11 protein-coding genes are annotated in these 14058 nt (G+C 45.5%); 3 read left to right on the top strand and 8 right to left on the bottom strand.

Features of this window, described 5'->3' with window-relative positions; all coding sequences use genetic code 11:
- The first annotated feature begins 72 nt into the window (after nucleotides 1-72).
- Entirely contained in the window at nucleotides 73-2148 is a 2076-nt protein-coding gene (locus tag BN54_RS07510; protein WP_155818345.1) for a BglG family transcription antiterminator, read from the top strand.
- 58 nt (nucleotides 2149-2206) lie between these two features.
- Here BN54_RS07510 and BN54_RS07505 read toward each other — a convergent pair whose 3' ends face one another.
- A complete protein-coding gene (locus BN54_RS07505) occupies nucleotides 2207-3457 on the bottom strand; it encodes an oligosaccharide MFS transporter (RefSeq protein ID WP_019206567.1) in 1251 nt (416 codons plus the stop codon).
- A 15-nt stretch (nucleotides 3458-3472) separates the two neighbouring features.
- Nucleotides 3473-4447 (bottom strand): glycoside hydrolase family 43 protein, encoded by a 975-nt coding sequence (locus BN54_RS07500; RefSeq protein ID WP_019206566.1) that lies wholly within the window; start codon nucleotides 4445-4447, stop codon nucleotides 3473-3475.
- Between the two features lie 243 nt (nucleotides 4448-4690).
- Between BN54_RS07500 and BN54_RS07495 the strand changes: the two genes are divergently transcribed.
- Nucleotides 4691-5581 carry an ArsR/SmtB family transcription factor gene (locus BN54_RS07495; RefSeq protein ID WP_019206565.1) on the top strand — a complete coding sequence of 297 codons (891 nt, stop codon included), beginning with the start codon at nucleotides 4691-4693 and terminating at the stop codon, nucleotides 5579-5581.
- A gap of 141 nt (nucleotides 5582-5722) precedes the next feature.
- Here the strand turns inward: BN54_RS07495 and BN54_RS07490 are convergent, their stop codons facing one another.
- Both BN54_RS07490 and BN54_RS07485 read right to left on the bottom strand, forming a co-directional pair.
- Nucleotides 5723-6958, bottom strand: a complete 1236-nt coding sequence (locus BN54_RS07490; protein ID WP_019206564.1) for an MFS transporter — start codon at nucleotides 6956-6958, stop codon at nucleotides 5723-5725.
- Entirely contained in the window at nucleotides 6955-8619 is a 1665-nt protein-coding gene (locus BN54_RS07485; RefSeq protein WP_019206563.1) for a glycoside hydrolase family 43 protein, read from the bottom strand. The genes BN54_RS07490 and BN54_RS07485 overlap by 4 nt, the downstream gene beginning before the upstream one ends.
- A 178-nt stretch (nucleotides 8620-8797) precedes the next feature.
- On the opposite strand from BN54_RS07485, the gene BN54_RS07480 reads away from it, so the two are divergent.
- Nucleotides 8798-9613 carry an AraC family transcriptional regulator gene (locus tag BN54_RS07480; protein ID WP_019206562.1) on the top strand — a complete coding sequence of 272 codons (816 nt, stop codon included), beginning with the start codon at nucleotides 8798-8800 and terminating at the stop codon, nucleotides 9611-9613.
- Nucleotides 9614-9686: 73 nt separating this feature from the next.
- On the opposite strand, the gene BN54_RS10355 is transcribed toward BN54_RS07480, so the two are convergent.
- The 4 genes from BN54_RS10355 to BN54_RS07460 all read right to left on the bottom strand — a co-directional run bounded on the left by BN54_RS10355 (nucleotide 9687) and on the right by BN54_RS07460 (nucleotide 14044).
- Nucleotides 9687-9989, bottom strand: a complete 303-nt coding sequence (locus tag BN54_RS10355; protein ID WP_019206561.1) for a hypothetical protein — start codon at nucleotides 9987-9989, stop codon at nucleotides 9687-9689.
- Between the two features lie 35 nt (nucleotides 9990-10024).
- Nucleotides 10025-10870 (bottom strand): Rpn family recombination-promoting nuclease/putative transposase, encoded by an 846-nt coding sequence (locus BN54_RS07470; protein WP_191976453.1) that lies wholly within the window; start codon nucleotides 10868-10870, stop codon nucleotides 10025-10027.
- A gap of 224 nt (nucleotides 10871-11094) precedes the next feature.
- The gene (gene araA, locus BN54_RS07465; RefSeq protein WP_019206559.1) at nucleotides 11095-12516 is read right to left on the bottom strand and encodes an L-arabinose isomerase; all 1422 of its coding nucleotides are present in this window, start codon (nucleotides 12514-12516) and stop codon (nucleotides 11095-11097) included.
- 142 nt (nucleotides 12517-12658) lie between these two features.
- Nucleotides 12659-14044, bottom strand: a complete 1386-nt coding sequence (locus tag BN54_RS07460; RefSeq protein ID WP_040470065.1) for a sugar porter family MFS transporter — start codon at nucleotides 14042-14044, stop codon at nucleotides 12659-12661.
- Nucleotides 14045-14058 lie beyond the last annotated feature (14 nt).

The raw sequence follows: 14058 nt of genomic DNA, 5'->3' as shown, positions 1-14058 counted from the left end.
GTGCAAAGAAAACACTTGCAAAAGTGCAAAAACTAGACTATCTTAACAAAAAAGGTTAGTTAGGAGTTGCAAATGTTAGCTATTCGCAATAAACACGGTAATGAGTTGTTGAAGTTACTCCAACAAAATCCAGCTGGAGTCAACTTAAAAACACTAGAAGAACGAATGAACTTATCCCGCCGAAGTATCTTCTACACTATTAAAGCGGTTAATCTTTCTTTAGCTGAAAACCAACTTGATGAAATCGAACATATTCATGAACTTGGTTATGTACTTCCTCAAGAAACTGCTCGAGCTTTGCAACAACTGCAAACGCAAGAGAAGCGAGCTACTAGCTTTACCGATTTTCTCGCTAATCCGTGGTGTAGTTCTTCAGTTAATAAAATTGAGCGACAGTTGCTAATGCGATGGCTTTTAGTTAGTCGCTCTACTACATCAATCAATCAGTTCAGCCGTTTCTTCAGGATTAGCCGGAACACCGCTATTCATGATTTAGCAGCAATTGAACGAAATTTACCAAAGGGAATTGTCTTAAAAAATTCACCCCTAGGAAAAACAATGCTGGGTGATGAAGTCAACAAGCGGCGCTGGGTCTTTGCTAACTTTAACCAACTGTTCGAACTGGTTCATGATCAATTAAGTTTCTCTGATGACAAACGAATCAATCAGCAATTGCACTTATTAGAAAAAATCACCGGAAATACGCTCGTTGACGAAGCTTTTCACTCATTAGTGTTATACATAAAGTGGGTGCTCGAGCGAATCAAAACTTTCCCTCAATATCAGCTAAAGGAACCAGTAGCTGAACCTGAAACCTTAGCATTCACATGGGCTAACAGTTTTTTGCATGATTTTGGGGTTGATTTACCAGCCGAAGCTAAATTTTTGGCTGAGATTATCAACACGCAAGCATTCCAACATGTCAATCAGGAAAATCCTCTCGTAAAAAAGCTTTATCCTATTACCGTTCGGATGATTGAACGCTTCAATGAAATTTCTGGTACTGAGCTACAAGTTAATAAGGGAACGTTAGTGCAAAATCTTTCCGTCCACATGGTTTCAACCTACTATCGGTGTATGTATGGAATTAAGTATCATAATCCGTTACTAAAGCAGATTCAAACCGACTACCGCGAGTCTTTTGAACTTACCCGTAAAGCTGTCGAACCATTTGTCACATTCACGGGTAAACCATTATCTGATGATGAAATTGCATTAATTACCGTTTACTTTAGCGGTGCAATTCGAAACCTTGACTTGCCAACCAATAGCCATGGCGGTGTGATGGTAATCTGTTCCAGCGGAATTGGTACGTCACAACTATTGATTTCGCAACTAAGAAGTCACTACCCAATGGTTGAATTCATCGGACCCTACAATACTTTTCAGTACGAGAATGCCTCACTCAATAATGTACGATTAGTTATTAGTACCGTTAAATTACCGCAACGACTATCCACCACTCGTCCAATGATTACCGTCCCTGTAATGCCAACCACAACTGATTGGCAACAGATTGGAACTTGGCTTAAACGAACTGGAGCGATCCCTGAATATGCCTCACAGACAAACACCAAAATCGATATCAACTCGTTAATTGATGTAATGTCAAATTACGTTCGAATTGTTGATTATCAAGGTTTAGAAAAAGCACTCAAAGAATATGTCGGACAAGTTACTCCGACCGCCAATCCTATTGTCCCAACAGCCTTTGACAATAGTTTTGCCACATATGTCGATCGAGCGGTTGAGTGGAAAAACGCTACCTGGTTGGCCATGGATCCGTTGATAAAAAACGGCTCCATCGAACCGCGCTACACTTCAAGAATTATTCAGCTTACTGAAGAACATGGCGATTACATGGCTATTGGGAAAGGCATCTTTTTGGCGCATGCTGCACCAAGCGCTGGGGTCAATCAGCTTGGCTTTACGTATACATTTTTCAAAGAGCCCTTTCGGATCACCGGTTCAAAGAAAGAGCTTAATTTAATTATTGGCTTAGCGCCAATTGATCCGAAACAACATTTAAAAGTTCTTGGAACATTAATGCACTATATTCAAGATGATCAGTGGATCGAGCAATTGCACCACGTCCGGTCACAAGCCCAATTAGAAGAATTATTAGTACACAGTCATTTAATCAATTAACTCAAAAAGAGGATTGCTCAATTAATGAACAATCCTCTTCAAACTCATTTCCTAGAGATTAATTTGCTTCTTTAACTTCACCTGCTTGAACAGGATCTTCCTTGGTTAACGTCAAGGCACAGATGACAGTTACAACTGCAACGATAATACCCAAAATTAAGTAGGTGTGTTGGAAACCGATTTGATCGTAGAGCTTCCCGGCAAATGATGAGAAGAAGAATAGCGCTATTTGTTTAGCAAAATTAGATGACAGAGCATATACGGTGGCGTATAAGCGCAAATCAAACGCCCCCGCAATGTACTTCATGATCGAAACCAGCAATAACGGCATTTCAACCCCAGCTAACAAGCGCAAGAAAATGATAAAGGCTACATTGGGTACCAAAGCAGAACCAATAATCCGAATTGCTAAGACTACCCCGTAGATGATTAGCCCGTTCCGTGAACCAATCTTGTTAATCAACCACGGCATTGGAATCATCAACAGAAATTCAATCGCCGTTTGAGCACTGATCATGTAACTATAAGCGATAGTCCCTGATGAAGCAGTATCAAAAAATGTCTTAAAGAAGATAATAAACTGCTGATCAAAAGTATCATAGACAGCTGATGTCCCCATGTAGAAGAGTGATAAAATCCAAAAGTTTCGCAGCTTGAAAATTGAAGCAATTTGTTTCCAATCTAGCTTAGCAGACGTATCCTTACCTGAAGCGGCTTCAATGTTCTCCATGTGGATCTTATCACTGAACACAAAGCAACAAGTTAAAATAATGGCAGAAATCGTACATGCCCAAAAAATCGAGTTTGGACTCCAGAGGAATAAGCGACCACCAATTAAAGATGCAACCGCCCCAGCTAATGAGCCGCCCATCCGTGAGTGACCATATTCAAATTTATTCGTTAAACTGGCACGTTGAACGTATTGTTCAATTACGGCTACCCCACCGTTTAAAATAAAACTAAGGTAAAGTCCCGTAACCAAAGCAGCAGCCGTCGCATTAATCCCCAAGAAGATATTAAAGACCCATTGGAAATATGGCCCAACTAAAATCATCCCAACCGCAATAGCAATTACCAAGTCTTTTCTCATTACCAAACGGTCAGAAACAATTCCGAAAATAGGTTGGAATAACAGCGATAACCCCGACATCATTGAAAAGACAAGTCCCGCTTCAACTCCATTAAAGTGTGCTTGTTGCTCCAACCAAAGTGTCAGATAACCAAAAACAATTGCCCAAGTAAAGAAATACGAAAAGTGGGTGACTGGAAAGCCCCAAAAGTCTTTCTTTTGTTTTACATCACTACTCATAATTAACAGTTCTCCTTATTCATAGTTGTACGGAACCGGCTTACCAAAATTAGGGGTTCCATCATCGTTCCACGTAAAGGCTTTAATTAAGGTGTGACGGTTAGGATCGTACAGAGGATCCCCCTTAATATCCGTATAATTACGACAATGATAAACCATTAAATCCGTCTCACCATCTTCAGCAACTGTAAATGAATTATGACCAGGACCATATTGATGAGTTGCTAAGTCACTTTGGAAAACTGGCTGCGCCGATTTTGTCCAATTTTTTGAATCTAACAAATCAACGTCATCAGCTACCGTAAGCATCCCCATTGCATAGTTCTCGTCAGTAGCACTAGCTGAATAAGTTAAGAAGAAGCGTCCATTGCGATGAAGAACCGCTGGCCCTTCATTTACCCAAAAAATCTTGGTTTCCCAATCATATTCTGGTTTAGTTAGCATTACAGGTTTGGTTTTAAGAGTCCACGGATTTTCCATTTCAGCAATGTATAAATTAGAGTTTCCTTTAATATCTGGGTCCTTTTGCGCCCAGACATAATAAAGCTTACCTTTATGCTCAAAAGTTGTTGCATCTAGGGAGAATGAATCCATACCCGTTTGGATTTGCCCCTTCTCTACCCAATCTTCTTCACTCTGCATCGGATCTGGGTTAGCACATTCAATACAGAACATCCGATGTTGGAACATACCATTTTTATCAAACGCTGTCGTTTCCGCAGCCGCAAAATAGATGTACCATTTGTTATTAATGTAATGAATTTCTGGCGCCCAGATTAATTGACTCATTGGACCCTTATCATGTTTGCGCCAAACTGTCCGTGGTGCAGCATGTGCCAACCCTTCCAATGTCTTAGCACGACGAATTTCAATTAAATTATAAGCAGGGACTGAAGCGGTAAAGTAATAGTATCCATCAGTATGCTTATAGATAAACGGATCGGCTCTTTGAATAATCAATGGTGCTGTATAACTCGGTAATGCCACCATCATTCTCCCCTTTCAACAAAATCCATAACAATTTGCTTACAAATATAAGATATAATCCTTGGTAAGCGGTTGCAATTAAATTTGTTGGAAGTTATACTGTTTTTGGAGAATGATAAACATTTACGTTTATAATATCGTTTTCAAGAGACTTTTTTGCTTATTTAATCAATATATATATTTAGTATACTTGTTATTAGGCTTTTTCAATTCAACTAAATCTCATTATTTATACGGACAAATACTATGGAAACTAATATTTCACTTACTGATCTCGCTGTTTATAAAGCTTTAGCTAGTCCTGTTCGGTTGCAAATCATCCAGCTGCTTGCTCAAAGATCGCAAAATGCTCAAGCTCTCGCAAAAGCTTTGCAACTTAGTCAAACCATTACTTCACTCCATTTAAAGAAACTTGCAGAAGCAGGTATCATTGATTTTTATCAAAAAGGACACTGTAAAATGGCACAACTCGAGGTTGACCATATTGATATCAACTTTCCGAAAAAAATATATGAACCTTATAATGTATACCAAACTGATATCCCAGTGGGTCAATTTACCAATTTCCATGTTGAACCATCTTGTGGGATGGCAGATCAAACTGGCTACATTGGTAAAGTAGATGAGCCAGCCTACTTCATTGATCCCCGTCGCTTTAACGCTGGAATGATTTGGTGGAATAACGGCTATCTCGAATATCAAGTTCCAAATCACCTAACCCAACAAGATACCCTTCAAATGATTGATATTATTGCTGAATTAGGAAGCGAATTTCCTTTCTCAAACAATAATTGGCCGTCCGACATTACAGTATCCGTCAACGGAACTGAATTGGGATATTGGACAAGTCCCGGTGATTTTTCTGATGTTAGAGGAAAATATACTCCTAATTGGGTTCCGAATAACGTTAATCAATATGGCTTACAAAAAATATTCCGCATCACTGATCATGGTACCTATCTCGATGGTAAACCTTGGTCAGATGTATGCTTACAGGACCTTGAGTTTATTCCTGACCGTTTTATTCTTCGCTTTGAAATTAAGTCAATTGCTACTAATAACGGGGGATGCACTATTTTTGGCAAGGGATTTGGAAACTATAACCAAGATCTACGGATGAAGCTCTTCTATAGTTAATAAATTAAAAATGACATAGTTATTCGCCATAATTTGCAAAACTTTCTATTAGCTGCCTTTTGAGAAGCATTTTTTAAAGATACACCAAAAGACCGCCACAGCAATCAACGCTCTGGCGGTCTGAGTTTTATATCCAAATTTTTACCTATCTACCGTTTTAATCGCTAAGACACATAGTCCGCCGATTAAAGCAAAGATAAAGGAAACAAAGAAGATGGCTGAGTAACCAAAGACAGAAATTACCGCTGCCGCAATAATTGGCGCGATCGCTTGGGTAACGGTATTTCCCAGGTTGTAGACACCCAAGAAGAAGGCGACCCGATTTTCATCTGGAATGACCCGCAAGTTTAACAAGTTATCCAAGGCGTTCCACAGCCCCATTCCCAAGCCGGCAAAGAAGGCATAAATAAAGATCCCCGTCGTATTTCGGAAGAAGAACAAGGCTAAAGCGGCAATCGCTAGGAAAATCGTCGAGAAACCAACCGGTAACTTCAAAATCTTCAGCTTATCGGAAGCCGGTCCTGCTAACAACCCCATCAAAATCCCGAAAATCAGCATAATCGTGTTAATCAACTGGATTGAAGATTGGGTCTGGCTCCCCCGGTGTAAGAAGTCGGTCATGATGTACAAAATATAGCCCGTAATGGCAAAGTTGCCGACCCCTTGGAACATCTTACCAATCAAAGCTAAGTAGTAATCCCGGCCAACTGACCACTTTGGAAAAATAACCGTCAAATCCTTTAATGACCACTTTTGCTTGGTTTCCTTAGTTGTCACCGTTTCATCTAAGTTACTTGGTTCGTGGACAATCAAAACTGCTAAAACCGTACCGATGAAAGCAATGATCCCAAAGACAATAAAACCAAAGCGGTACTGGCCTAAGAACAGGGCTCCCACGACATTAAAGCCGTTGTTCCCCAAGGCCATCCCCAAGCCACCATAAGCCGAAGAAGCCGCCCCTTTGCCGTCTTCTGGAGCAAAGTCAATCCAAGCCACCATTGGCGCCACAATGAAGTTCAGCGCCGCTTGTCCAACCATCCAAGCAGCTAACAGCATCGGAATATTGGTCGCAAAAGAGGCCCATATCATCGTCAACATGAAGACCAAGGCCCCACCGACGATCCACGGGGCCCGCTTCCCAAAGCGCGATCGGGTTTTATCTGAAAGCGCTCCGGCCACCATGTTGGAAATGGCAGCCACGATCATCCCACAGGTGGAGAAGAGGGCCACCAGTTGAACCTTGTGCGGCGCATCCAAGTGTTGGATCAAGGCCGGTAAAAACAGACTGTTCATTACAATGTACGGCCCCAACCAGCTCCCGGGACCGATAATCAACCCCGGAATCAGCCGGGGCAACGGAATCGTTACTTTCTTCATGCGTTTGCTCCTCCTTGATTAATTACACGGTAGTAACTAAATTCACCGTATGAGTCATGCTGATGGGCATCGACGGCCCCAATAAAGTTAAACAGACCAGTAAAGCCACCAATTTCGCCTGGTTCGCCATTCACCCCTTCGTCCGAAAGGTATTGAACGTCAATTGGCTGGCCGAGGGCTTGCCAAGCTTCATCCGCAGCAAACCGGTAGCTGATCGTCGCCACCCCGAAATGATACGTTAGCTTAATTTCTACGCTACCCGCTGGGACGCCCACTTCATCAAAGCGGTAGTTCAACCGCTGGCCGAGTTTGGCCTGCATCAAGCGCAAGGTCAATTGCTTTTCGTCGTCTGCCAAGCCAAGACGGGCATAAAGCCAATTGTTGGAATCATAATATAAGCCTACCCCGGCCGATTCTGAATAATGATCCGGCTTAATTTGCACCTTCGTTTGCACGGTATAGTCTAATGAGGTGGCCCGCGTTGCCATAATTGATGGTGCAAACTGGGAAAACAGGGAATTCCCGCCGTAAATTTTCAGCTTCCCCGGAATCGTATTATCCAACCAAGCCGGACTTTGCGGGTGGTAAGGGGTCATAAACCGTTGATCATAAATTACCGTGGCAAAATCCTCATCAATGTCCCAACCCGCTTGGTCTTGAACCTGCGCACCAGGAATTTCTACCGTTGCTTTGGCCAGATTGCTGCCATCCGTTAACGTTAACCAACCATCCGCGGTCCACTTAACCGGCTGCAAGCCTGTTTCCCGCCCTAGAGGGTTCAGCTTCGTCCCTGGTAATGGTCGCGCCATTAAGTGGGTCAAATACCAGTGACCATCTGGTGTCTCGACCAGCGAACCGTGCCCCGCCTTTTGAATTGGCGAGTGCGGATTGTACATTTCAAAGTGCCCAGCATCGGGATCTCCCAGTGAGAAAAGATGCGCCGGTTGCGAAGTCAGAATTGGTTCACCGGTCGGATTTGGTTCATACGGACCAAAAATTGATTTGGCTCGGCCAATCTCAATTCCATGGCCATAGCCCGTGCCGCCTGACGCTAACAACAAGTAATAATATCCATCGTGATAATATAATTGCGGTGCTTCAACACATCCCCGGGTCGTAAAGCCTTGCGTAACGCGGTGCCATTCCCCAACCTGACCGGTAGTCAGATCAACTTCCGCCAATACAATGTGCCCTGGCGCTTGATAGCCCTCCCGCGTTTCCCACTCCAAGATCGCCAAATAATGGTGACCATCTGGTGCATGGTAAAGCGAAGGATCAAACCCAATCGAGGTTAAGTACAGGGGCTTTGACCACGGCCCCCGAATATCCGACGCCCAGACCGCATAGGCATCGGCGTTAAACTCTCGGCCGGCCATATTTTGCATGTGCGAGTATACCAACCAAAACCGCTTTGTAGCTGAATCATACGACAAATGCGGCGCCCAAATCCCGGCCGGGGTATTAGTACCTTGGAGGCTGACTTCTTCCTTCGTCAAGGCGTAACCAACTGCTTCCCAATTCGCCAAATCACGGGAATGAAAGAGTTGGATACCTGGTTGCCAATGAAAAGTCGAAGTCGCCAAGTAATAATCTTCACCCACTCGAACAATTGACGGATCTGGTGCCATACCTGGAATAACTGGATTTACAACTTTTCCCATCTTGTTCTTTTCTCCTATTAAGCTTTATAATCCTTACTAAATCAGTAACAAAAATTTCTGATTCGAATCAACGCTTAGATCATATCTTGAAAGCGCATTCGTTACAATAGTGTTAGTTGATATGATCAACAAACTGCACTAACCAAGTAAGAATTGTTACTTTTTAGGAGGGAATATGATGAGCGGTCAACACCACGAAAATGTTGTGCCTAATTTACAACCCGGCGTACGCTTCTATTTTTCTAACGTCACTACCAACGGCTACGTGCCTTTTCACTGGCACAGCAGCTTAGAAATCATTACCGTGGTCAAAGGTCATTTGCGGTTTACTTTAAACGGCCAGGTCTACCACGTGAGGGACAATCAATTTATCATCATCCCCTCCGGGGTCGTCCACGACGTTGCCAACGATCCCAACCAAGCCTACGTCCTCCAAATCCCGATCCAATTCATCACGCCTTACTACGCCCACCCCGAAAACGTCACTTTTACCAATCGTCACCAAGCATCCCCTGCTTACCAACAGGTTGTCACCCAGATTTACGCATTAGGCCGGCTGATTCAGCATCCCGATGCCACGACCCCCTTTGACTTTGGCATTACGCTGCTAACCATTCTGAAACTCCTCTTCCAAGAATTCCGGACTGAGCAGCCCTTGCCCACCGTCGTCAGCAATATTCGCAACATCATCATCTACATTAATGAACACCACCGCCAACGGCTAACCGTCCAGGGCTTAGCCACGCGTTTCAATTACAACGCCAACTACCTGTCGCGGCTGTTCAAACAGCAAGTCGGCCTCTCTTTGATTGAGTATATTTACGAAGTGAAGCTCAGTCATCTCTACGACGATTTGCTTCATAGCGACGAGAGCATTGCCGATTTAATGGCGCAAAATGGGCTCACCAACCGGCGAACGAGTCGTGAAATCTTTAAACGGATGTATGGCAAGCTCCCCAAAGACGTGCGGACCAGGCCAACGAAACCTCTATAACTCAAAAAGGGTGCGCCCACCACTGAAATTAGTGATGGGCGCACCCTTCGCATTTTATTTGCCATATCGTGAATTAACCGGTAACGACTAGCCGATCATAATATTTTTGCGCTTCGGCTTGAGAAATGGATTGCATATCCGCAATGGTTGCGACAATTTCTGAAGTCGCAATCCCCCGCTTTTCTAACGCCTTTGCCATGTCTAAAATTCCTGCTTCCCGACTCTTCCGCAACTCATGGCGCCGTTCTATTTGTTCTTTCATAAACCTCGCCTCCCGCTTTTTATCGGCGTGAATTTCTTGCACTTCCGCATCCACGGCGGCAATGAATTTATCTTTAGCATCGGCGGTCCCATTCTTCCCACGAGAGAACCACATCAAAATCTTTCTGGGACAGTTGGAGTTAATAAAATTTAGTTAGCCACCGTTGCTTGATCATAAAATTTTTGGGCTTCTTCGGTTGAAGTCCCCATTGAAGTCGCAATGATCGTAATAATTTGCTCTTGCGGAATGCCCTGGGCCGCCATATTCTTAGCGACTGTTAGGATTCCTGCTTCCCGACTCTTGCGCAACTCACGGCGCCGTTCAATTTGTTCCTTCATAAACCTCGCCTCCCGCTTTTTATCGGCACGAATTTCTTGCACTTCCGCATCCACGGCGGCAATAAACTTATCCTTAGTATCGACGGTCCCCCGGATCATGTCAAGAAAAGGGCGGATTTCAGCAGCGTGTTGGTAGTCCTTCGCCTTGGTGTTAAAAACGACTAGCGTCCGCAAGTCACCTGCGGCGATCTCCGGGTGCCACTTGTCCCGGAACTCAAATTGGTAGCGGGCCAAGCCGCGCCGGTAGTAGTCAAAGTTGCAGAAAAAGATTACGTAAGTTGGGTAGTTGGCCAACTTGTCGTAATCATCACCGCTGTTTAGGATCTCCTGGTCCATCAACTCTTGGTATTCTCGCATCCGGAAGGGCAGATTGTGTTCATTCACCATCTGCATTTCAATGGTGTAAGTTCGGTTCCGATCATCCCGCGCATAGACATCAATTCGAATCCCCTTGGCCGTTGGGGTGGCTTGGATCGTGTGCTGGGGGTCAGCGTCCTTGACCCACTTAATCGTTAATTCCGGCAAGGCCCGCCGCAACAGCTCGGCACACAACTCAGGATTGGTCATCACCGTCCCGAAGATCGGATCGTCCTTGATTGTCTTTTGTTGCCACTCAGCTCGTAAAGCCGCCCGTTCCAACGTTAAATTCTCTGGCATCATTTTCGCCTCCTTCAAAATTGCGGGACTAAATTTAGCCCCTATTTCTTATATACGTCGTGAAAGCGAAAATTCACTTTTTCATTTGACCTGCTGGGCGATAAATTTTCCAACAAAAGACGCGCCGCTCTTCCGTGTGTGCAGTCACGGAAGAGCGGCGCGCCTTGATTAAGGTTGCATTTATTCTAGAAAGAGCGTGGTCAGATCATTGAGGAGTAACGTTATTACTTGATGCTGATGAAGTCAACCTTGAAGAGGTCAGCCAGTTGCTTCAATTGGGCTTCGCTCAGCGTTAAGGTCAAGACGGTGTGGTGACCCCCACCGTAACGCATCCATTGCTTAGCCCCTTCTTCCAAGCCGACTTCTGGCGTCCACATTTGCTTAGCCACTGGCAGCTTCGGCATTTCAGCTTCTGGCGTCTTGCAGTCCACTGGGTAGCCAATGAACTTGTAGCCATCGTCAAAGTAAGACAGGGTAATGTCGTAACCCTTACCTTCGGCCCCCGTGAAGACGAGCCGGGCTGGGTCGTCCTTGCCCCCAATGCCCAGTGGGTGAACTTCTACCCGTGGCTTGTCAGAAGCCAAGGTTGGGTCGACTTCCAGCATGTGCGAGCCCATGATCGCTTCGTGGCCGGCCCGCAGATCAAGCGTGTAGTCTTCCATCAGGGCAGTTTGCTTGTTGTCGGCGGCAATCTTGAGCAGGCGGGTTAAACCAGCCATCTTGAAGTCCCCTTCTGGACCGAAGCCGTAGCCGTCAATCATCAACAATTGGACCGCTAAACCTGGCAATTGTTCCAAGCCGTTTAAGTCTTGGAAGTTGTCAGTAAAGGCATCGTAGCCGTTGTCATCCAAGAACTTCTTGATTCCCAGGTATTCACGCAGTTGGTAACGCACGGAGTGAACGTACTTGTCGTGGTCGTTGTCGCCTTCGACCAGGTCGTACTTCTTTTCCAGGTCGGCGTAAGCTTCGTCGATCGCTTCTTCAGAGATACCGTTGATTACATCAACCAATTCATTGATTGGGTAGTAGTCAACCGTCCAGCCCAACTTGATTTGTGCAGCGACCTTGTCACCTTCCGTCACGGCCACGTCCCGCATCGTGTCGCCAAAGCGGGCAATCTTGATGTGGAAGCTTTCGTTGTAGGCAATCGCAACGTGTTGCCAGTCCGCAATTTCCTTTTGGACCTTTTCGTCACCCCACCAGCCGTAAACCGAAGCGGCTGGGATGTGGAGCCGGGAATTGATGTAGGCGTATTCGCGGTCCCCGTGAGCACTTTGGTTCAAGTTCATGTAGTCCATGTCGATCGAATCGAATGGAATGTTGTTCAAGAATTGGGTTGCCAGGTGGAGCAATGGCTTTTGCAGCAATTGCGTCCCGCGGATCCAGTTCTTAGCTGGTGAGAAGGTGTGCATCCAAGTGATCACCCCGGCCACTTCATCAGTGAAGTTAGCTTCCTTCATGAACTTGGTAATGCTGTCCGCCGTCGTAGCAACCAGCTTGAATTCCACCGGGTAGTCCAGCTTGCCACTTTCGTTCAAGCTAGCGACGATTTCCTTAGCGTCCTTTTCAACAGCTTCTAGTGCTTCCGGCCCGTAGAGGGGTTGACTGCCGACAACGAACCAAAACTTGTAATCTACATTCCGCATGATTGATAATCCCCTTTGTTAAAACTGTGCCTATGCCAATAAACACATTTTCCAAATCAACTTTCAAACTAAATCGCTTACAATTTGCATTGTAAAATATTTGTACGGATAAATCAATACAAATTCCAAAATTGTTATTGATTTATTTTAACGTCCCTTGAGCTTCGATTTCTTCCAAGGTCTTCCCTTGCGTTTCTGGGACCCGGAACTTAACGAACAGAACCCCCAGGACACAAATCAAACCGAAGATGGCAAAGACGGCTTCTTGTGACATCGTGCTGGTCATAATCGGGAAGACTAACCCAACTAACCACGAACCAACCCAGTTCATGGATGACGCCAGCCCAGCGGCCCGGCCCCGGATTGACAGCGGGAAGATTTCCCCCACAATCACCCAGGTCAACGGCGCCCAAGTAAAGGAGTAAAAGGCCACGTAGATACTCAAGAAGACCACGATCATCATCGGGTTAACGTTTGGCACCATGTAGTGAATCAAGGATGGCAAGAGGAAGGACAGGGCCATCACGGTCCCACCCATCATAATTAACGTCCGCCGCTTAATCTTGTCGGCAATGGCGATAAAGAGCAAGGAACCAAGCACTAAGATGACCCCTTGAATAATCGGCCACATCAAGGCTGAACTGGCCGCATTCCCGGTTGCCTTTTCAACAATCAGTGGAATGTAGTAGAAGATCGCGTTGGCCCCTTGGAATTGTTGGAAAGCAGCCACGCCGACCCCAGCAATTACCAGGTAACGGTACTTCTTGCTAAACAGCATCTTGTAGCTAACGTGAGCCGCCGCAGCCTTTTCTTCCTTAGCCGTCGCTTTGATTTGACTTAATTCCTCATCAATTTCTTGTTGCGTTGAGCGAATCATCCCCAGCACGTGGCGGGCACCTGTTTCATCCCCATTTTGCAGCAAGAACCGTGGTGATTCTGGCAACCGCAGCACCCCGAGGAACAAGATGATCGCCGGTACGGCCGCCAAGGCCAACATCGTCCGCCAAGCCCAAGTACCTGGCAAGTCCTTCAAAACAAAGTCCATGACGTAAGATAAGAGCATCCCCGACACAATCATCGTTTGGTTCAACCCGGACAGCCGGCCCCGCATCTTAGCTGGTGCCATTTCTGACATGTAGGCGGGCACGAGGGCTGAGGCCGCCCCAACGGCCAACCCCAAGAACATCCGGACAATCACCAGGAATAAGGCCCCGTTGTGTGGTGCCACCCCAGACAGGATGGACCCCAAGGCAAAAATAATTGCTGAGTAAAGAATAACTTTCCGCCGTCCCAGGTGGTCAGATAATTGCCCCGCCAAGGCGCCCCCGAAGATCGCCCCAAACATTACGGCTGAAGTGATCCAACCGACAATGGAAGCATTACCCGACAAGTTCCAGTCAACTTGCAAGAACGGCAAGGCCCCGGTCATCACCCCAATGTCATAACCGAAGAGAATGCCCCCGAAGGAGCCAAAGAAGTAAATAAATTTATTCGAGATAGTCTTATTCATATTCGACCTACCCTCCATAGAAATTTGTCCTA

This window comes from Limosilactobacillus ingluviei str. Autruche 4 (genome assembly GCF_000312405.1).
GTDB lineage: Bacteria > Bacillota > Bacilli > Lactobacillales > Lactobacillaceae > Limosilactobacillus > Limosilactobacillus ingluviei.
The sequence above is the reverse complement of the archived record's forward strand: the minus strand, read 5'-3'. Positions and strand labels throughout refer to the sequence as shown.